The 18,100-nt window shown below is 62.4% G+C and carries 17 protein-coding genes; 4 read left to right on the top strand and 13 right to left on the bottom strand.

All coding sequences use genetic code 11. The features are described 5' to 3' along the window. Position 1 precedes the first annotated feature (1 nt). The 7 genes from pstA to Q0X85_RS11110 all read right to left on the bottom strand — a co-directional run bounded on the left by pstA (position 2) and on the right by Q0X85_RS11110 (position 7,233). Complete coding sequence (pstA, locus tag Q0X85_RS11140) at positions 2-1,330, bottom strand: phosphate ABC transporter permease PstA (protein WP_297772049.1); 1,329 nt, start codon at positions 1,328-1,330, stop codon at positions 2-4. After that, positions 1,327-2,799 (bottom strand): phosphate ABC transporter permease subunit PstC, encoded by a 1,473-nt coding sequence (gene pstC / locus Q0X85_RS11135; protein ID WP_297772048.1) that lies wholly within the window; start codon positions 2,797-2,799, stop codon positions 1,327-1,329. Before pstC ends, pstA begins: the two co-directional genes overlap by 4 nt. Positions 2,800-2,891: 92 nt before the next feature. Then, complete coding sequence (locus Q0X85_RS11130) at positions 2,892-3,932, bottom strand: substrate-binding domain-containing protein (RefSeq protein WP_297772047.1); 1,041 nt, start codon at positions 3,930-3,932, stop codon at positions 2,892-2,894. Between the two features lie 149 nt (positions 3,933-4,081). Then, the gene (locus Q0X85_RS11125) at positions 4,082-5,119 is read right to left on the bottom strand and encodes an ATP-binding protein (protein WP_297772046.1); all 1,038 of its coding nucleotides are present in this window, start codon (positions 5,117-5,119) and stop codon (positions 4,082-4,084) included. A 6-nt stretch (positions 5,120-5,125) separates the two neighbouring features. Continuing rightward, positions 5,126-5,647, bottom strand: a complete 522-nt coding sequence (locus tag Q0X85_RS11120; RefSeq protein WP_297772045.1) for a gamma carbonic anhydrase family protein — start codon at positions 5,645-5,647, stop codon at positions 5,126-5,128. Beyond that, on the bottom strand, positions 5,644-6,285 hold the full coding sequence (gene gmk, locus Q0X85_RS11115; RefSeq protein ID WP_297772044.1) for a guanylate kinase: 642 nt from the start codon (positions 6,283-6,285) through the stop codon (positions 5,644-5,646). The genes Q0X85_RS11120 and gmk overlap by 4 nt, the downstream gene beginning before the upstream one ends. A gap of 57 nt (positions 6,286-6,342) precedes the next feature. Beyond that, positions 6,343-7,233 carry a YicC/YloC family endoribonuclease gene (locus Q0X85_RS11110; RefSeq protein ID WP_297772043.1) on the bottom strand — a complete coding sequence of 297 codons (891 nt, stop codon included), beginning with the start codon at positions 7,231-7,233 and terminating at the stop codon, positions 6,343-6,345. A 237-nt stretch (positions 7,234-7,470) separates the two neighbouring features. Here Q0X85_RS11110 and Q0X85_RS11105 point away from each other — a divergent pair, with 237 nt between their 5' ends. Both Q0X85_RS11105 and Q0X85_RS11100 read left to right on the top strand, forming a co-directional pair. Beyond that, positions 7,471-8,118 carry a PAS domain-containing protein gene (locus Q0X85_RS11105; RefSeq protein WP_297772042.1) on the top strand — a complete coding sequence of 216 codons (648 nt, stop codon included), beginning with the start codon at positions 7,471-7,473 and terminating at the stop codon, positions 8,116-8,118. A gap of 305 nt (positions 8,119-8,423) precedes the next feature. Then, positions 8,424-8,816, top strand: a complete 393-nt coding sequence (locus Q0X85_RS11100) for a hypothetical protein (protein WP_297772041.1) — start codon at positions 8,424-8,426, stop codon at positions 8,814-8,816. 282 nt (positions 8,817-9,098) lie between these two features. On the opposite strand, the gene Q0X85_RS11095 is transcribed toward Q0X85_RS11100, so the two are convergent. Both Q0X85_RS11095 and Q0X85_RS11090 read right to left on the bottom strand, forming a co-directional pair. Then, the gene (locus Q0X85_RS11095) at positions 9,099-9,608 is read right to left on the bottom strand and encodes a hypothetical protein (protein ID WP_297772040.1); all 510 of its coding nucleotides are present in this window, start codon (positions 9,606-9,608) and stop codon (positions 9,099-9,101) included. Between the two features lie 581 nt (positions 9,609-10,189). Then, positions 10,190-11,560, bottom strand: coding sequence for a class II 3-deoxy-7-phosphoheptulonate synthase (locus tag Q0X85_RS11090; protein WP_297772039.1), 1,371 nt, complete (start codon positions 11,558-11,560; stop codon positions 10,190-10,192). A 172-nt stretch (positions 11,561-11,732) separates the two neighbouring features. Between Q0X85_RS11090 and Q0X85_RS11085 the strand changes: the two genes are divergently transcribed. Then, positions 11,733-12,734 carry a GlxA family transcriptional regulator gene (locus tag Q0X85_RS11085; protein WP_297772038.1) on the top strand — a complete coding sequence of 334 codons (1,002 nt, stop codon included), beginning with the start codon at positions 11,733-11,735 and terminating at the stop codon, positions 12,732-12,734. A gap of 67 nt (positions 12,735-12,801) precedes the next feature. Here the strand turns inward: Q0X85_RS11085 and Q0X85_RS11080 are convergent, their stop codons facing one another. Genes Q0X85_RS11080 through Q0X85_RS11065 form a run of 4 tightly spaced genes read right to left on the bottom strand, consistent with a single transcriptional unit; the run spans position 12,802 to position 16,991 of the window. Beyond that, on the bottom strand, positions 12,802-13,890 hold the full coding sequence (locus tag Q0X85_RS11080) for a PQQ-dependent sugar dehydrogenase (RefSeq protein WP_297772036.1): 1,089 nt from the start codon (positions 13,888-13,890) through the stop codon (positions 12,802-12,804). A 33-nt stretch (positions 13,891-13,923) separates the two neighbouring features. Next, entirely contained in the window at positions 13,924-15,852 is a 1,929-nt protein-coding gene (dxs, locus tag Q0X85_RS11075) for a 1-deoxy-D-xylulose-5-phosphate synthase (RefSeq protein WP_297772034.1), read from the bottom strand. Positions 15,853-15,876: 24 nt separating this feature from the next. Next, positions 15,877-16,743: a polyprenyl synthetase family protein gene (locus Q0X85_RS11070; protein ID WP_297772032.1), complete on the bottom strand. Its 867-nt coding sequence runs from the start codon at positions 16,741-16,743 to the stop codon at positions 15,877-15,879. Positions 16,744-16,748: 5 nt separating this feature from the next. Continuing rightward, the gene (locus Q0X85_RS11065; protein WP_297772031.1) at positions 16,749-16,991 is read right to left on the bottom strand and encodes an exodeoxyribonuclease VII small subunit; all 243 of its coding nucleotides are present in this window, start codon (positions 16,989-16,991) and stop codon (positions 16,749-16,751) included. 101 nt (positions 16,992-17,092) lie between these two features. On the opposite strand from Q0X85_RS11065, the gene Q0X85_RS11060 reads away from it, so the two are divergent. Further along, the gene (locus Q0X85_RS11060; RefSeq protein WP_297772029.1) at positions 17,093-18,052 is read left to right on the top strand and encodes a phosphotransferase; all 960 of its coding nucleotides are present in this window, start codon (positions 17,093-17,095) and stop codon (positions 18,050-18,052) included. Positions 18,053-18,100 lie beyond the last annotated feature (48 nt).

Here is an 18,100-nt window from a genome sequence, read left to right as displayed (position 1 = left end):
CTTACCAGCGGCGTTCAAACCGGCGACGCAGGATGATCGCGATAATGTTCATGGTCAGCAGGAAGACAAGAAGCACGATGATGCCGCCCCAGGCCTTTTCATAAAAGCTCGGATCGGCGCGCGCGGCCCAAGTGTAGATCTGCGCGGGCATCGCCGAGTTGGGGTCCATAAAGCCCGACACCACGCCGTCAGGATAGCCGCGCGCGACAAAGCCGACCATGCCGATCAGCAGGAGCGGCGCGGTCTCACCAAGCGCCTGCGCGAGGCCGATGATGGTGCCGGTCAGGATGCCGGGCATGGCGAGCGGCAGCACGTGGTGGAACACCGACTGCATCTTCGAGGCCCCCACCCCGAGCGCCGCATCACGGATCGAGGGCGGCACCGCGCGCAGCGAGGCGCGGGTCGAAATAATAATCGTCGGCAGGGTCATCAGCGTCAGCACAAGCCCCCCCACAAGCGGGGCCGATTGCGGCAAATGCGCAAACTGAATGAACACCGCGAGCCCGAGGATGCCGAACACGATGGAGGGCACCGCCGCGAGGTTCGAGATATTCACCTCGATGAGGTCGGTAAACCTGTTCTGCGGTGCGAATTCCTCAAGGTAGATTGAGGCCGCCACACCGATGGGCAGCGACAGCACCAGCACAACCAGCATCATGAAGAACGAGCCCACGACCGAGGCCCCGATACCTGCACCGCCGGGATTGTCCACGCCGGAATCAGCCCCGGTGATGAAGGTCCAGTTGAGACTGGAACGCACGATACCGGCCTCTTGCAAGGCATCGACCAGATCGAGGTCGGCGGCCATCAGAAAGCGGCTGTCCTTAACCGAGTCGCGCGTCAGTCGCCCGTTGAGATAGCCATCGACCCGAGAGGACGCGGCGAGCTCGAAACTGACGGGCGTGCCGATCTCACCGGGATTGGCCTGATAATACTCGCGCAGCGTGCTGCCGACCTTGCCGAGCAGTCGCTCGATAGACTCTTCATCGAACTCCATTTCCATGCCGCGCGCGTCAAGCTGCTGCTTGAGCGCGTCGATGAAGAGGGTCTGATAGGCCTTGGTCTTGAACAGCTCGCCCTCGGCGGCCTCGATTTGCGGTTGCGTGATGGTGAACTCGACCCCGACAATCGTGCGCGTGAAGGCCGGGCTACCAGAGCGGATGATCGACACCGCCAGCACCACGAGAAAGAAAATGCCGATCAGGATCGCTGTCAGGCCATAGGCCTTGAACCGGGCCTCGGCGCGGTTGCGACGCTTGGTACGCGCATCCTGAGTCGCGAGCGAGCTGCCGGGACGGTCTCCGCCAGTGTTGAGCGTTGCGTCGGTCATTCATACTGCTCCCGGTATTTGCGAACGATGTAGAGGGCAAAAATGTTGAGCCCGAGCGTGATGACAAAGAGCGTCATCCCAAGCGCGAAGGCCACCAGTGCCTCGGGGCTTGCGAAATCGGCATCGCCGGTCAGCTGGCTCACGATCTTGGCGGTGACCGTGGTCATCGCCTCGAACGGGTTGAGCGACAGGCGCGCGGCGGCCCCGGCCCCCAGCACCACGATCATGGTCTCGCCGATGGCGCGGCTGGCGGCCAGCAGGATCGCGCCGACGATCCCCGGCAGCGCGGCGGGCAGCACCACCTGCCGGATGGTTTCCGACTTGGTGGCCCCCAGCCCGTAAGAGCCATCACGCATCGCCTGCGGCACCGAGTTGATGATGTCATCCGAGAGTGAGCTGACAAAGGGGATGAGCATGATGCCCATCACCAGACCGGCGGTCATTACCGCCGTGCCCGCCTGCATCCAGCCCAGACCGTCCTTGCCGAAGACCGCCATCAGCAGCGGCCCCACGGTCAGCAGCGCGAAGAGGCCGTAAACAATCGTCGGGATACCGGCCAGCACCTCGAGCATCGGCTTGGCGACAGAGCGCACGCGCGGGGTGGCGTATTCCGACAGGTAGATCGCTGCAAACAGCCCGACCGGCACCGCAACCAAAAGCGCCACGATGGAGATATAGAACGTGCCCCAGAGAAGCGGCAGAACCCCCAGTTCGGAGCTGCCCCCGCGCCCGGTAAAGGACGGCGACCACGTGGTGCCAAAGAAGAAATCCCAGGCCGGGTAGAGGCGGAAAAACTCGATAGTGTTGAACACCAGCGACAGCACGATGCCGACGGTGGTCAGGATGGCCACCGAGGCGGCGGCGACCAGCACGCCATGCACAACCCGTTCGACCACGTTGCGGGCGCGAAACTCGGGGCGCATCTCGCGCATGCCCCAAGCGGCCCCGGCAAGGGCCACGAGGATCACGAGGGCGCTCAGGATCAGGTTGCCGGTGTCATTCATGATCCGGTAGCGCTGCGCCGCTTCGAGGATCGGCTGCGTGACCTGCGCGGTCACGATCTGGCCCGCATCCTTGAGCCGCTGCGTGACATCGTTGAAGTCACTGCGCGCGCTGCGGGCGAAGTCTTCGGTCATCAGCCCCTGCGCCACGGCATTGTCGAGCCCTTCGGCGGTGCGGCGCACCTCTGACATGATCAGGTCACGGCTGGAGCCATCGGGAATCGCGCTTTCGGGGATATCTGCGGCCACGGTGCCGTTGACGATCAACGGCTGCGCCAGCAGCCAGACCAACAACAAAAGGAAGGACGGCAGCACAACCTTGAGAGCGACGTTATATCCGTAATAGGAGGGCAGCGAATGCAGGTCGCGGCTGTCGCCGCCAGCCCCTGCCATGACACGCGCACGTCCCAGCACATAGCCTGTGGTCGCAATGGCAAGAACACTCAAAATCAGCCAGAGAAGCGGCATGCGGGCCCCCGTATCATCAATTCATGTTGGCAAGGCAGACAAAACGGGGGGCGGCATCAGAACCTCCCCCCGAGCATGGCAGGACGAGGCTATCAGGAGCCGCCGCCCATTACCTTTTCATTGGCAACCGCAGCCTGGACATCGCCCAGCTCCGGATCGGCGACGAGGCCGTAGTTGGACAGCGGGCCGCCGGGGCCTGCGATCTCGTCAGCGACGAAGAACTGTGCGTATTCCTTGAGGCCGGGGATCACGCCGATATGCGCTTTCTTCACGTAGAAGTAGAGCGGACGCGACACCGGGTATTCACCCGAGGCGATGGTCTCGGTCGAGGGGGCAACACCGCCCATGGTGGCAACCTTGAGCTTGTCGGTGTTGTTCTCGTAGAATGCGAGGCCAAACACGCCGATGCCGTTGGTGTTTGCGTCGATACGCGCCAGCGTCTCGGTGTAGTCGCCGTCGATGTCAACCGATTTGCCATCGGCGCGCACGTCGAGGCAGGCATCCTCGGCGTCGTCCTCGGACATGCCGCCATCCATCATCGCCTTCATCGCGCCGGTGTCTTCACAGCCCTTCAGAAGAACCTTGTCTTCAAAGACTTCACGGGTGCCGTGCTTGGTGCCGGGGATGAACATGGCGATCTCCGCGTCAGGCAGGTCGCTGTTGAACTCGGTCCAGCTGTTGTGCGGGTTGGCGACGATCTCGCCATCTTTCAGCACCTGCGCGCCGATCGCGTTGAAGATGTCGGCAGGCTGGAATTCGGTGAAGGCGGGGCCCGACTGCTGGCTGGCGAAAACGATGCCGTCATAGCCGATGCGCACTTCGATGATGTCGGTCACGCCGTTCTCGGCGCAGGCCTTGATCTCTTTTTCGCGGATGGCGCGCGAGGCGTTGGCCACGTCGATGGTGTTTTCGCCGACGCCTTCACAGAAGCGCTTGAGGCCCGAGGACGAGCCGCCCGATTCGACGACCGGTGTCGGGAAATCGGTGTTGTCGCCAAAGAGCTCGGCAACGATTGAGGCGTAGGGCAGAACGGTCGAAGAGCCGGCGACCTGTACGTTGTCGCGGGCAGCGGCGCTGCCTGCGGCCAGTCCGGCCAGTGCGGCAGCAGAAACGGTGGTTTTGAGAAGAGACATGGATTGCTCCCTGAGTTCGGTTTCACAGGGCCGCCCGGCAGGGCGACCTTGGGGGCGGTGCTAAGCACTTTCAGCGACGCTTTTGTTACACTTAAGTAACTGTTTTATGACAGTCGCCGATTCGATCAAAATCGTTGGAAAAAAGGGGCTCAGGCGGTCCAGCGCGGCAGGATCACCGTGAATTCGCTGCCCTCTCCGGGGGTTGAGGAGATTCGCAGCCGCCCCCGGTGGCGGTTCACGATATGCTTGACGATGGCCAGCCCCAGCCCGGTGCCGCCCATCTCGCGCGAGCGGTGCGTATCGACCCGGTAAAACCGTTCCGTCAGGCGCGGGATATGCAGCGGGTCGATGCCCGGCCCGGTATCGCGCACCCGCGCCACGATGGCGGGCATGCGCAGGGTCGCGTCCTTGGGATGCCGGTCTAGCGTGATGGTGATCCGGTTCTCGGCCCCGCCATATTTGATCGCGTTCTCGATCAGGTTGGTGAAAACCTGTTGCAACTGATCGGCATTGCCGGGTGCCTGCATGCCCTCGCCGCCCTCAAAAATCAGTTCCGTGCCGCTCTCGCGGGCCAAGGGGCGCAGCATGTAGACGACCGAGCCGATCACCTCCGCGAGATCCACCGCCTCGCGCGGGCGCACGCGCTCCTCGCCCTCGACCCGGCTGAGTGACAACAGATCGCGTACCAGCCGCTCCATGCGGGCGGCCTCATTCTGCATGATGCCCAGAAACCGGTCGATCGCCGTCTCGTCGCGGCGCGCAGGTCCCTGCAATGTCTCGATAAACCCCATCAGCGCGGTGAGCGGCGTGCGCAGCTCGTGGCTGACATTGGCCACGAAATCGCGGCGCATCTGCGCGGCCTGTTCGCGCTCGGTCATGTCCTCGAACGACACCAGCACGCCGCGCGTGCTGTCGGTCTCGACATAGGCGACATGCACCTCGAATGTGCTGTCGCGCCCGGCCTCGGAGATCTGGTATCCGGTCTTGCGGCGGGCGCGGTCGCGCAGCGTGGCCTCGATCGCCGCCAGCACATCGGGCTGGCGCAGGGCGGTCAGGAAATGCCGCCCGACAATGCCCGGCCCCATCATGTCGCAGGCCGCGTCATTGGCCGCCGCGATCCGCTCGTCCGGGCCTATGAGCAGCGCCGCCAGCGGCATCCCCGCCAGAACCGAGGCCAGCCCCTGCATCGCGCGTCAGACCTCGTGCAGCCCGGTGCGATACCGGCGCATGTTCTGTTGATAATGCAGCGCGGTGGCGCGCAAGGTTTCGATGGCGGTCTCATCCAGGCTGCGGATCACCTTGCCCGGCGCCCCCATCACCAAACTGCCCTCGGGGATCTCCTTGCCCTCGGTAATGAGCGCCCCTGCCCCGATCAGACTGTTGCGGCCAATGCGGGCACCGTTGAGCACGGTGGCCCCCATTCCGATCAGCACATTCTCCTCAAGGATGCAGCCATGCAGCATCGCCTTGTGCCCGATGGTACAGCCCGGACCGATCACCAGCGGATAACCCATGTCGGTATGCATGACGCAGTTTTCCTGCACATTGCTGCCGGCGCCGACGCGGATCTCCTCATTGTCGCCGCGCAGCGTGCAGCCGAACCAGACCGAGGCCAGATCTTCGATCACCACCTTGCCGATCAGATTGGCATCCGGCGCGATCCACGTATCCCCGGCGATCTGCGGGCTGTGGCCGTCAAGCGTGTAGATGGTCATTGCGTCTCCTCGAATTCGGCTTGCAGATGGCGGACATGATCGGTCAGCCAGGGTTGCTGGCCCCGGCGCAGGCGCGTGGCCTCGATGATGGTCTTGAGCCGCGCTTCGGTGGCATCGAGATCGTCATTCACCAGCACGAAATCGTAGCCGTCCCAGTGGCTGATCTCGTCCCAGCTTTTCTGCATCCGGCGCGCGATCACGTCGGGGCTGTCCTGCCCGCGTGTCTCAAGCCGCCGGTGCAACTCGCGGATCGAGGGCGGCAGCAGGAAGATCGACAGCGTGTGCCCGCCGAGGGCAGAGTTGCGGATCTGCTGCGCACCCTGCCAGTCGATGTCAAAGAGAACATCGCGCCCGCTATTGATCGCCGCCTCGACCGGCCCCTTGGGCGAGCCATAGAAATTGCCGAAGACATGCGCATGCTCCAGCATCTCGCCCTCTGTTACCTCGCGCTTGAACCGCTCCTCGCTCAGGAAATGATAATCCTGCCCGTCAACCTCACCTTCCCGTGGGGTGCGCGTGGTGGCCGAGACAGAGAATGAAATCGTCGGATCCCAATCCCGCAACCGCCGCGACAGGGTCGACTTTCCCGCGCCCGACGGCGAGGACAGGATGATCAGGAGACCCCTGCGATCACTCATGCCCCTGCCCTTTCACTGTTCCGAAAATACTCATCTCCCGGGCCTGCCCCTAGTGCCTCATTCGACATTCTGCACCTGTTCACGCATCTGGTCGATCACGGTCTTGAGACCTAGGCCGATCTCGGTCAGCCCGGCATGCTGCGCCTTTGAGCACAGCGTGTTGGCCTCGCGGTTGAACTCCTGACTCAGAAAATCAATCTTGCGCCCGACTGGCGAGCCCGCTTCGATGAGCGCCCGCGACGCCGCGACATGCGCCCCCAGTCGGTCCAGCTCTTCCGTGACGTCGAGCTTTACCGCCAGAACGGCAAGCTCCTGCGCGACGCGCGCGGGGTCAACGCTCTCGGTGTTGTCCACCACCCGCGCCAAAGCCGCGCGGTGGCTGCGTGCGATATCCTCGGCACGGGTCGCCAGCAAGGCGCGCGCCTCGTCGGTGAGACGCGCGATCTCGTCGAGATGGGCGCCCAGGACCTGCGCCAAAGCCGCGCCCTCACTCGCGCGCATCGTCACGAACTCCTGCAAGACGGTCTCGAAATCCGTCAGCAATGCCACGCGCAACGCGGATGTGTCGGCGTCACCCGATCCCCCTTCCAGCACACCACGCAAGGCCAGAACGTCAGCGGATGTGGCCGGTGCCAGCGACAGGCCCATCTGCATGGCCTTTTCCTCGACCTGCGACATGGCGTGCAGCACATCGTCAAGTGTGGCTTGGCTCAGAGCAAGGCGCCCAGTCGTCTCTGCGCTGCTCACCCGGAGGCCAAGCGTCACGTTCCCCCGCCCGAGCACGGCATTCAGCCGTGTCCGCAAACCCATTTCGAGCCCGTCGATCCAGTCGGGCACGCGCAGGCGCAGATCCAGCCCCTTGCCGTTCACGCCGCGCAGCTCCCAACTCCAGCCATGTCCGGCATGGGCTCCCTTGCCACTGGCAAAGGCGGTCATCGAATGGATCATGTCTCGAACGGCTCCTTGGGTGGCGGTTGCGACCTGTCCTAGCCATTGCCCCGGCGGCTGGCAAGCCTCGGCTGTGCCGCGCGCGCGGCCCGAAGGTTAACCAAACAATTCGATTTTTAGACAAATCCCCCACGGAATGTGCAAATTCAAAGGGCGCACGGTGGCCGAGCAACAGATCAACCGGTTGCGGGCAGGCTGCGCAATAGTGGCACGAGGTCACGATTGAAAGGGTGTATCATGTATGATGACGGAACCATCACCGAGACCACACAGCAACCGGGCATCGCACTGGACGGTGCCGAGGCGGACTTGCGGGCGTTCAGATCCCACTGGGCCAGCATGCGCCTGGGTGAGAGCGTGCCACGCCGCTCAGATATTGACCCTCGCCGGATCGGCCCGCTTCTCTCCAACGCCTTCATCGCCGAACGGATCGCACCTGGCGTCACACGCCTCAGAATTGCCGGAATGCACCTCAATGACCTGATGGGCATGGAAGTGCGTGGCATGCCGTTGTCGAGCTTCATCGCCCCCGCCGCGCGCCAGAGGTTTGCCGACGCCCTCGTCGATCTCTTCGATCGCCCCGCAACTCTCGAACTGGACCTTTGCGGCAAGACAGGCTTTGGCAGACCGCCACTGGCAGGGCGGCTTGTTCTGCTGCCGCTGCGCAGTGATCTTGGGGATGTGTCGCGCGCGCTCGGGTGTCTCGTGACACAGGGCGAGATCGGTCGAACCATGCGGCGCTTTGACATTGGGGCGATACGCATGGCGCCCTTGACCACGACGCCCCAACAGATGCGGCTCACGTCTCTGACAGGAGGGGCAACCAGCCCGGGACCCGGACACAGGGCCAGACGCGGCCACAATCACTTGCGCCTTGTAAAATAAAAAGGCCCTCGTAAGGCCAGCCCTTTGCAATAAATGATGCAGCGCAGAGCTGAGAGCCGTTCAGCGCAACACGATGACAAGGATCCAGCTTCCGAAGATCTCTTCGGGAGGTGGATGCGATGAATGTCGGCTGTGCGGGACTTTACTGCCGTTCGCTTCACGTGCATGAAAGTCTGGTCTGGTGAACCGTTCAACAAACGGTCGTTTTTGGAAGGCTTTGCCCTCGCGGTATCGAAGTCCTGCTTAGAGTCAAAATTGCGCCATGATCTACGGCTATCGTTTGTTTGATAAAAAGGGATATTTTTATGAAATTAGGCCTCATCGCAAGCACTGGTGGACTCGGGGCTCTGGCTATGGTGGTCCTTGGCACTTCCGGTCTGTTCTCATCCAAAACCGCCGATTTCACTTTCCCAGTCACAGATGGCAAAGGCACGATGACCTATCGCTGCCAAGTCGCCGAAACACCGGAAGAATCCGAGATGACAGCCCGCGCCGCACATACGCTCTTTGAGCCAGCTCTGCTGGAAAGCGCCCAGTCACAAGGCAGGGCCATGGCTGCCAGCATGTCGCCTGACCGTTCTTCCTCTGATGTAGTTGCCGAGTTAGAAGCCATAAATGCTGAAGCCAATGCGCACCGAAAAGAGGTGCATAGCGAAATGCAACGTAACTTCGGGTGCGTTTATAGGGGAAGCTCCTAAAAGCTAACACCATCCGTAATGCCTGCGCACGGCTGCCATTCGATCACGTTCCAAAAACTCTCCTTTTTGGCACAGGTTCAAATCACCTAAGTTTACGCTGACAAAAAACCCGTTCAAAACCTTGATAGGTAGTTGAAGGTTTTTGACTGCGTGACGATAGCAGACATTCGTGGCGTTGCAGAATATCTGCAGTCTGGGCTCAATCCAGACCTTCGCCGCTGGTTGTGCGAGCGACGGCTCGGCGGACGGAGCTGCCGTTTAAACCATGAAGGCAGATGTCTGTTACCTTTGAATCTGCTCGTTCTTGAGCGCAGCAGGTTTTCCGACTAACCACCTTACGGTAACTGCTATGACCGCTCCCGTTGCAATGAAGAGTAATGTATTTTGCGCCAGCACCTGCCAGCCATATGGAGTTAGAATTCCATCGATTGATCTGACATAGCCTTCGCCACCGATACGTGAGTTAAAGTAGGGGTTGTTCGATTGACGCCAACCGGAGTAGCGACCTATCGCGATACTGAGTGCGGCCAAAATCGCAGCTATTGCGGCTCCCCAACAAGCTGCGGAAACCCAACTGATTTCCTTTTGCATGATCCGTTTGAGGATTGGCGCTCCTACCACCCAGCAACATAACAAAGCAAATGGAACACCCAGAATTGCTCCACCAATAACGCCGCCGGGGTTTGCGTTGAGTATAGAGGGCACCCCAACCACTGCTAGGTAACCCAGCAAGGCTGACCAATTAACAGCTTTGATCCATTGCTTGCGGGAATAAACAGGCCAATCACTCATGCTAGGACCCTATCAAAATCTGTGAGAACCTCTAGACCGGTTTCCCGCAAACCGACGTTCGCTGCATCGTGTCAGCTTGGTAGGTATGGGCTCTCCTGACACCTTCGCCGCGTGGCGCACGAATGGCTGGTTCAGGAAGCCTCGCTGTTCGCTGCATTTGATCTGAATTCACAGATCGCGGGACAAAGTTGCTCTTGGTGAAAGTCGGGATCAAGGTCGCCATTGGCCTGGAGCGGACCTTGGATCAAAGCACCCGCGCGATACGCGGTCGAAGACCGCCGCGCATCGACGGGCCGCCCCGACGGCACGGCGATTTGGCTGGAACCTGCGCATTGCGTGGATGTTTTCCTGACTTGGCAGAGATAAAGGTCTGCCGAACCAACCTTGGATCGCCGCACCGCGGCCCGTCGATGCGCGGCTCACGTCAATGCCCGCTCCAGGCCAAGCCAAGCCGAGGTTCGTTTCTAACGCAATCGACAGTCTGGGCTCGAAGCGGTCATTGCGCTCCGAGCCCACTGCGTGTTCTCACCTGCATCATTTACTGCAAGGGGCGGGCTCGTAAGGGCCTTTTCCCTGACAGATCAAACCGCTTGCGCGCGCAGCCTGTCATCGCGCAACGCCTTTAGCTCTTCCGCCACGAGAAAGGCCAGTTCCAGCGACTGGCTTGCGTTCAGGCGCGGGTCACAGGCGGTGTGGTAACGATCGCTGAGGTTCTCATCCGACAGCGCCCGCATGCCGCCGGTGCATTCGGTCACGTCCTGTCCGGTCATCTCGAAATGCACCCCGCCCGGGATCGTGCCCTCGGCGCGGTGGATGCCGAAGAATTCCTGCACCTCGCGCAGCACCGCCTCGAACGGCCGGGTCTTGTAGCCGGTCGCTGATTTGATCGTGTTGCCGTGCATCGGATCGCAGACCCAGAGCACATTGGCGCCTTCCTCTTCGACGGTGCGGATGAGACGCGGCAGGTTTTCCGCCACCTTGCCCGCGCCGAACCGCGCGATGAGCGTCAGCCGCCCGGCCTCGTTTTCGGGGTTGAGTGTCGCAACCAGCCGCTTGAGGTCATCAGAGGTCATCGAGGGGCCACATTTCAGGCCGATCGGGTTCTGCACCCCGCGCAGAAACTCGACATGCGCGCCGTCAGGCTGGCGCGTGCGGTCGCCGATCCACAACATGTGGCCAGAGCCCGCGAGCCATTTGCCGGACGTCGAATCAAGCCGCGTCAGCGCCTCTTCATATTCCAGCAAAAGCCCCTCATGCGAGGTGTAGAAATCAACCGTGCGCAGGGTATGGGCCTGCGCACTGTCCACGCCCGCCGCCTTCATAAAATCAAGTGCGTCTGCGATGTGATTGGCCATCTCACGATATTTCGCGGCCTTCTCACTCTCGGTAAAGCCGAGCGTCCATTGATGCACCTGATGCACGTCAGCGTAGCCACCCGTCGAAAACGCGCGCAGCAGGTTCAGCGTGGCCGCCGCCTGCGTGTAAGCCTGCAACATCCGGTCGGGATCGGGAATGCGCGAGTCCGGGGTGAACGCCATATCGTTGATGATATCGCCCCGGTAGCTGGGCAGCTCCTCTCCGTTCACGACCTCGGTGGGCGCCGAGCGCGGTTTGGCGAACTGACCGGCCATGCGGCCGACTTTGACCACCGGCACCTTGGCGCCATAGGTCAGGACCATGGCCATTTGCAGCATCACCTTGAACGTGTCGCGGATCGCGTCGGCCGAGAACTGATCGAAGGCCTCGGCGCAATCCCCGCCTTGCAACAAGAATGCCTCACCGCGCGATGCCGCGCCAAGCTGCGCCTTGAGCCGCCGCGCCTCGCCCGCGAAGACCAGCGGAGGGTACTGTGTCAGACGGGCCTCGGCGCGCGCAAGCGCGGTGGCATCGGTATAGTCCGGCATCTGCACCCGCGGTTTCGCGCGCCAGTCCGTTTTCTGCCATTCCGTCATGTTCAGTCTCCGCTTTGTCGTCGTTCACGCCCGGTCTATACTAAAGACGCTTGAAAGAGGCCATATGGGAGTTGAGGGATTCGGCCGCATTTATCACCTCGTCTCTTGTCAACAGCGACGTTTTCGTGACAGACGCGAATGAGGTCCGGATTGCGTCGGGAATCGTAAAGTAATGAAAACTGAAACCGCAAAGATCGATGTCGACGCGCCCAAGGCTCCAAAACGCTTTGTGTTCGTTCTGCTCGACAAGTTCACTCTGCTGAGCTTTGCTTCGGCAGTGGAATGTTTGCGTATCGCCAACCGCATGGCCGAGGCAGAACTCTACAGCTGGGCGTTGACGGGCGATACAGAGGATATCGTGACCTGTTCCAACGGGGTGCGGTTTCACGTCGACTTTCCTCTGGCAGAGCTGAACCGTGAAGATGTCGTGATCGTCTGTGGCGGGGTCGACATTCAGGCGGCCACCACGAAACGCATGCTCAACTGGCTGCGCCGCGAAGCACGCCGGGGGTTGCGAATGGGCGGGCTTTGCACCGCATCTTATGTCCTTGCCAAGGCCGGGCTTCTGGATGGCAAACGCGCGACGATCCACTGGGAAAACCACGATGCCTTCCTCGAGGAGTTTGACGAGGTGCAACTGACCAAGTCGGTCTTTGTCATCGACGGCAACCGCATGACCACTGCGGGCGGCACATCCTCAATCGACCTGATGCTCAACATCATCGCCGACGATCACGGCGAGAAGCTGGCCAATGCCGTCGCAGATCAACAGATATACTCTTCAATCCGCACCGATCAGGACACCCAACGCCTGAGTGTCCCGACGCGGATCGGCGTGCGCCACCCCAAGCTGAGCCAGGTCATCCAGATGATGGAAAGCAACATCGAGGATCCGATCAGCCCGTCGGTGCTTGCGCGCGAGGTGGGCATGTCCACGCGCCAGCTTGAGCGGCTGTTCCGGCGCTACCTCAGCCGCAGCCCCAAGCGGTACTACATGGAATTGCGGCTGCAAAAGGCGCGCAACCTGCTGATGCAGACCGACATGACGGTGATCAACGTGGCGCTCGCGTGCGGTTTTGCCTCACCGTCGCATTTCTCGAAATGCTACCGCGCGCATTACAACACCACGCCCTACCGAGAACGCGGGGCGCACACGTCAAGGCTGTCAGTGTGATCGCAAGCGGCAAGCCGCTTTCTTGAAAAGAAAGCGAACCGAAATCTTTTCAAGATTTCGGCCACCCTCAGCGCGTGATCCGATAGGCCGCGCCCTGCCCCACACTCAGGAACCAGATTGCACCATCAGGGGCCTCGACAATGTCGCGCACGCGCGATGTCTCGGGGCTCTCGAACCGCTCAACCTCGCGCAGCGGTGTGCCCTTGAGCCGTGAGATCATGTCGAACTTGAGCGAGCCCACGAAGATATCGCCGCGCCAATCGGGGAACATGTCACCCTGATAGATCATCATGCCCGAGGGCGCGATCGAGGGATCCCAGTAATGCGCGGGCTGCTCCATGCCCTCCTTGGCCGTGCCCTCACCGATCTTCGCACCGGAATAGTGCCGCCCGTAGGAAATCACCGGCCAGCCATAGTTTGCGCCCTTCTCGACGCGGTTCACCTCATCGCCACCACGCGCGCCATGCTCGACAACCCAGAGAGTGCCTGACCCATCGAGCGCCGCACCTTGCGGATTGCGATGCCCGTAGGACCAGATTTCCGGCTGCGCGCCAGATGTGTCAACAAAAGGATTGTCCTGCGGCACCGACCCGTCGCGCGCGATACGGATCACCGAGCCGTTCTCGCGGCCCAGATCCTGCGCCGAGGGCCTGTCGCCGCGCTCGCCTATGGTGGCGTAAAGATAGCCATCGCGCCCTTCGACCAGACGCGAGCCGAAATGCCGTCCACCGGAAGAGCCCGGCTCCATCTCGAAAATCACCGAGAGGTCACTCAGCCGATCGGCACCGGGAGCCAGCCGCGCCCGGGCGATGGCGGTGCCCGCCCCACCAGATTGCGGTTTGGAATAGCTGAAATACACCTCGCGGCTCTGCGCAAAATCACGCGGGATCAGCAGGTCGAGCAAGCCACCCTGACCGCGCGCGGCGATCTCCGGCAGGCCTTTGATCGCGCGGCTTTGACCGTCCGCGACATGCAAAAGCCGCCCGTCACGTTCGGTAATCAGCATGCCGCCATCCGGCAGGAACTCCAACGCCCAAGGCGCATCCAGCCCGTCGACCATCTTGGTCACGGTCAGGGAGCCCGCACTCGTATCGAGCGCATGGGCGGGTGCTGCTGCGACACCAATAGCGAAGATGAAAGCGGTGAAACGGGTCATGGACATCTCCTTTCCCGTCTCAAGATAAGTACCTCAGGCGCGTTTGCCACTCACTTGCGCAATATCGAGCAGATCGAGCACCCGCGCCTCTATATCCGACGCGTTGAGCCGCGCCGTGCCATACATATCCGCGGGGCTCGCTTGATCTATGAAGATGTCCGGCAGCACCATGGAGCGGAATTTGAACCCGTCATCAAACACTTTAGCTTCGCTCAGGAAGTGACTGACATGGCTTGAAAATCCTCCGATAGCGCCTTCCTCGATGGTGATCATCGCCTCGTGGTTCTCAACCAGATCGAGGATCAGTGCCTCGTCGAGCGGCTTGGCAAAGCGGGCATCGGCCACGGTCGGCGTGATCCCGCGCGCGCGCAACGCCTCAGACGCCTCCATGACCTCCTTGAGCCGTGTGCCGTAAGACAGGATCGCAACGCGGCTCCCCTCTTGAATGATCCGCCCCTTGCCGATCTCCAGAGGCTCGCCACGCTCGGGCATGGTCACGCCAGCCCCCTCGCCGCGCGGGTAGCGGAAGGCAATCGGCCCGTCGTCATGCGCCGCCGCCGTGGCCACCATATGCACAAGCTCGGCCTCATCGGCAGCGGCCATCACCACGAACCCCGGAAGGTTGGCAAGGAACGCCACGTCGAACGCCCCCGCATGGGTCGCCCCATCGGCCCCAACCAGCCCGGCACGGTCAATCGCAAAGCGCACCGGCAGGCGTTGAATGGCCACATCGTGGACAACCTGATCGTAACCGCGCTGCAGGAACGTGGAATAAAGCGCGCAAAACGGCTTCATACCGCCCGCCGCCAGCCCGGCGGAAAACGTCACCGCGTGCTGTTCGGCGATGCCGACATCAAAACAGCGCGACGGGTAGCGTTCGGCGAAGAGATCAAGCCCGGTGCCATCCGGCATCGCCGCCGTAATCGCGCAGATCTTGTCATCACGCGCCGCCTGATCCAGCAGCGCATTGGCAAAGACCTTTGTATAACTCGGCGCGTTCGAGGGGGCCTTTTTCTGCTCGCCGGTTACCAGATCGAACTTGGCGGTCGCATGGCCGCCATCGCGGGCGTGCTCAGCCGGGGCATAGCCCTTGCCCTTCTTGGTCAGCGCATGAATGAGGATCGGCCCCGTCGCCCGGGCCTTGACCGTGCGCAGCACCGGCAACAGCTGCTCCATGTCATGCCCGTCGATCGGCCCGACATAGGAAAACCCAAGCTCTTCGAAGAGCGTGCCGCCCACCGTCATGCCCTTGAGCATGTCCTTGGCACGCCGCGCGCCTTCCTGAAAGGGCGGCGGCAGCAGGGAAATCGCCCCCTTGGCGGCGGCCTTGAATTCCTGAAACGGCTCACCTGCGTAAAGCCGCGAGAGATAGGAGGACAGCGCCCCCACGGGCGGCGCGATGGACATTTCGTTGTCATTGAGGATCACGATCAGCCGCTTGCCCAGGTGACCCGCGTTGTTCATCGCCTCAAACGCCATGCCCGCCGACATCGCCCCGTCGCCGATGATTGCGATGGCGTCGCCATGCCCGGTGGGACAGGCCCCGCCCAGATCACGCGCCACGGCAAAACCGAGCGCGGCACTGATCGAGGTAGAGCTATGCGCGGCACCGAACGGGTCATAGGGCGACTCGGATCGCTTGGTAAATCCCGAGAGGCCGTCCTTTTGCCGGATGGTGCGCATACGGTCGCGCCGCCCGGTCAGGATCTTGTGCGGATAGCTTTGATGCGACACATCCCAGATGATCTTGTCACGCGGCGCATCAAACACATGGTGCAGCGCCACAGTGAGTTCCACCACCCCCAGCCCCGCGCCCAGATGCCCGCCGGTTTCCGATACCGCCGCAATGGTGTCGGCGCGCAGTTCCTGCGCAAGTGTCACAAGCTGCCCGTCGCTCAACCGCTTGAGGTCGGCGGGGCTCTTGACCTGATCGAGAAGCGGTGTGGTCGGGCGGTCTGGCATAGGACCCCTCCTTGGGGGAATTGGCTAGCTCTGGCGCGAGATAACGAAGCGGGCAAGCTCCCGCAAGCCGTCGGCACGCTCTCCATAGAAAGATAGAGCGTCACAGGCCAGATCAACAAGGGCTGCCGCGCGGGTTTTCGCCCCCTCCAGCCCCATAAGGGACACGAATGTGGCCTTGCCCGCGGCGGCGTCCTTGCCCACGGCCTTGCCCACCTGCGCGGCGTCGCCGGTCACGTCGATCACGTCATCCTGGATCTGAAAGGCGAGGCCAAGCGCCCGGGCATAGGCCAAGAGCGGCGCCGGATCGGCGCGGCCCATGCGGGCCCCCGCCGTGGCCGACCATTCGATCAGCGCGCCGGTCTTGCCCTCCTGCAACGTGATGATCTCATCAAGGGTAAGTGGGGTCTCGGCACTCTCGGCGGCAATGTCGCGTGCCTGCCCCAGCACCATCCCCTGCCCGCCTGCGGCCCGCGCGAGCGTATGGGTCAGTTCGGCGCGCACATCCGCCCCGAGCCCGGTCTGCGGGTCACTCACCAGCTCAAACGCCAGCGAGTGCAGCGCGTCGCCCACCAGTATCGCCGTCGCCTCGTCCCACCGGACATGCACCGTCGGTTGCCCGCGCCGCAGATCGTCATCATCCATCGCGGGCAGGTCGTCATGCACGAGGCTATAGGCGTGCAGCGCCTCGATGGCGCAAGCGGGCCAGAGCGCCGCTGCCGCGTCGACACCATGCAGCCGCGCGCTCTCCATCACCAGAAAGCCGCGAATGCGTTTGCCGCCGCGCGTGGCATAGCCCATGCCCTCGGTCACCTGCCCGGCCGGAAACCCCCCAAGGATAAGCTCCAGCTGTGTCATGATCGCGCCGGCGTCGGCGGCGAGCCTGTCTTGCATCGCCCTCAATCGCCCGAGACCGGGTGTGTCCCGGTCGGATTGCCGTCCGCATCCAAGGTGATCGCGGCGACCTTTTCCTCGGCCTCCTTGAGCTTTTCCTCGCAGCGCTTCTTGAGCAGCGCACCGCGCTCGTAAAGCGTGATCGATTCCTCAAGCGCGACATCGCCACGCTCCAGCCGCCCGACGACCTGCTCCAGTTCTTTCATGGCCTGTTCGAAAGACATCTCGGAAGGGGGCGTATCGGTCATCGGCATCATCCTGTCGCTGGGTTTTCAGGCAGATCATAGTGCCCGGCGGCACCGGGTGCAATTCGGTTGACGCCCCTTAACGGCTAGAGGACAGTCGCATCATGTCTGAGCACCGCCCCCATGCGCCACTCCCCGATCTGGACAGGTTGCAAAGACTGTCGGCGCGGCTTGCGCAGAGTGCCGCCGCACATCCGGTACTGGAAAGGCTGGATATCGACGAGGTTCTGCGGATCGTCCCCGAAAAGCGGGCCATACTGGCCGGAACATTCGATGGACGCGCTGCGGTGATCCGGATGGTCGAGCCCGATTTCACCGAGAAACTCGCAAGGGAATGGGCCGAGTTGGTGCGTATCTGGCCCCATATGAACGACGGCGCCTATCGGGTTGCACAGCCGCTTTTGCATGTGCCCGAGGCCGGTTTGATGGTGACCGAGCGCATCGAGGGCAAGCCGCTGCTGGAATTCTTGTGGCAAGAGCAGCCGGACGAGCGCCCACAGCACCTGCGCCCGGCGGCGGAATGGCTGCGGCTTTTCACCGAAATGACCGAGAGCTGGCGCGCGGGCAACGCCTTGGGTTGGCTGGCACGCGCCGAGCGGGCCGCGTCCAAGCAGCCCTTCGCGCGGCTTCGGCGCATCGAGACGGGCATTCTCGAACACCTGCGCAAGATGGCCGCGCAACTTGACGGCGCCGAGTGCCGTGACGCGATCAGCCATGGCGACTTTCACCCAAACAACCTCGTGATCGGCAAGGACCACCTCACGGGCATCGACACGGGCGGGTCGGGACGGCTGCCGGTCTGCAAGGATATCGCACGATTTCTGGTGCATATGGGACGGCGCGGGATGATCCTGTCCGGCCAGCGGCGTCTTGGCGTCGATGCGGCGGGCATCGAGATTTTCACGGATGTGTTTGGCCTGTCAGAAACCGAAAGACGGCTCTGGCTGCCGTTTTTCATCGGCATCGAGGCCCTCATCAGGGTCGAGACCCGGGCGCTTGGCTCAGGCCGCATCCGGCACGCCGAAGACATGTACGGGCGGCTCCTTGAGGATCTCGGCGGATAACCGAGTATCGACCGCTCAACCTGGCTTTGGGCGCCTCGGCGTTACGTA

It is taken from the genome of uncultured Roseovarius sp. (genome assembly GCF_947259555.1).
Taxonomy (GTDB): domain Bacteria; phylum Pseudomonadota; class Alphaproteobacteria; order Rhodobacterales; family Rhodobacteraceae; genus Roseovarius.
The sequence above is the reverse complement of the archived record's forward strand: the minus strand, read 5'-3'. Positions and strand labels throughout refer to the sequence as shown.

What these genes read in the sequence shown, in the direction of transcription:
- Q0X85_RS11060 (WP_297772029.1), top strand. Translation starts at nt 17,093, where the DNA reads ATGTCTGAGCACCGCCCCCATGCGCCACTCCCCGATCTGGACAGGTTG.
- Q0X85_RS11130 (WP_297772047.1), bottom strand. Translation starts at nt 3,932, where the DNA reads ATGTCTCTTCTCAAAACCACCGTTTCTGCTGCCGCACTGGCCGGACTG.
- pstC (WP_297772048.1), bottom strand. Translation starts at nt 2,799, where the DNA reads ATGCCGCTTCTCTGGCTGATTTTGAGTGTTCTTGCCATTGCGACCACA.
- Q0X85_RS11085 (WP_297772038.1), top strand. Translation starts at nt 11,733, where the DNA reads ATGAAAACTGAAACCGCAAAGATCGATGTCGACGCGCCCAAGGCTCCA.
- Q0X85_RS11125 (WP_297772046.1), bottom strand. Translation starts at nt 5,119, where the DNA reads ATGCAGGGGCTGGCCTCGGTTCTGGCGGGGATGCCGCTGGCGGCGCTG.
- Q0X85_RS11090 (WP_297772039.1), bottom strand. Translation starts at nt 11,560, where the DNA reads ATGACGGAATGGCAGAAAACGGACTGGCGCGCGAAACCGCGGGTGCAG.
- Q0X85_RS11110 (WP_297772043.1), bottom strand. Translation starts at nt 7,233, where the DNA reads ATGATCCATTCGATGACCGCCTTTGCCAGTGGCAAGGGAGCCCATGCC.
- dxs (WP_297772034.1), bottom strand. Translation starts at nt 15,852, where the DNA reads ATGCCAGACCGCCCGACCACACCGCTTCTCGATCAGGTCAAGAGCCCC.
- Q0X85_RS11120 (WP_297772045.1), bottom strand. Translation starts at nt 5,647, where the DNA reads ATGACCATCTACACGCTTGACGGCCACAGCCCGCAGATCGCCGGGGAT.
- Q0X85_RS11105 (WP_297772042.1), top strand. Translation starts at nt 7,471, where the DNA reads ATGTATGATGACGGAACCATCACCGAGACCACACAGCAACCGGGCATC.
- gmk (WP_297772044.1), bottom strand. Translation starts at nt 6,285, where the DNA reads ATGAGTGATCGCAGGGGTCTCCTGATCATCCTGTCCTCGCCGTCGGGC.
- Q0X85_RS11070 (WP_297772032.1), bottom strand. Translation starts at nt 16,743, where the DNA reads ATGCAAGACAGGCTCGCCGCCGACGCCGGCGCGATCATGACACAGCTG.
- Q0X85_RS11080 (WP_297772036.1), bottom strand. Translation starts at nt 13,890, where the DNA reads ATGACCCGTTTCACCGCTTTCATCTTCGCTATTGGTGTCGCAGCAGCA.
- Q0X85_RS11100 (WP_297772041.1), top strand. Translation starts at nt 8,424, where the DNA reads ATGAAATTAGGCCTCATCGCAAGCACTGGTGGACTCGGGGCTCTGGCT.
- Q0X85_RS11065 (WP_297772031.1), bottom strand. Translation starts at nt 16,991, where the DNA reads ATGACCGATACGCCCCCTTCCGAGATGTCTTTCGAACAGGCCATGAAA.
- pstA (WP_297772049.1), bottom strand. Translation starts at nt 1,330, where the DNA reads ATGACCGACGCAACGCTCAACACTGGCGGAGACCGTCCCGGCAGCTCG.
- Q0X85_RS11095 (WP_297772040.1), bottom strand. Translation starts at nt 9,608, where the DNA reads ATGAGTGATTGGCCTGTTTATTCCCGCAAGCAATGGATCAAAGCTGTT.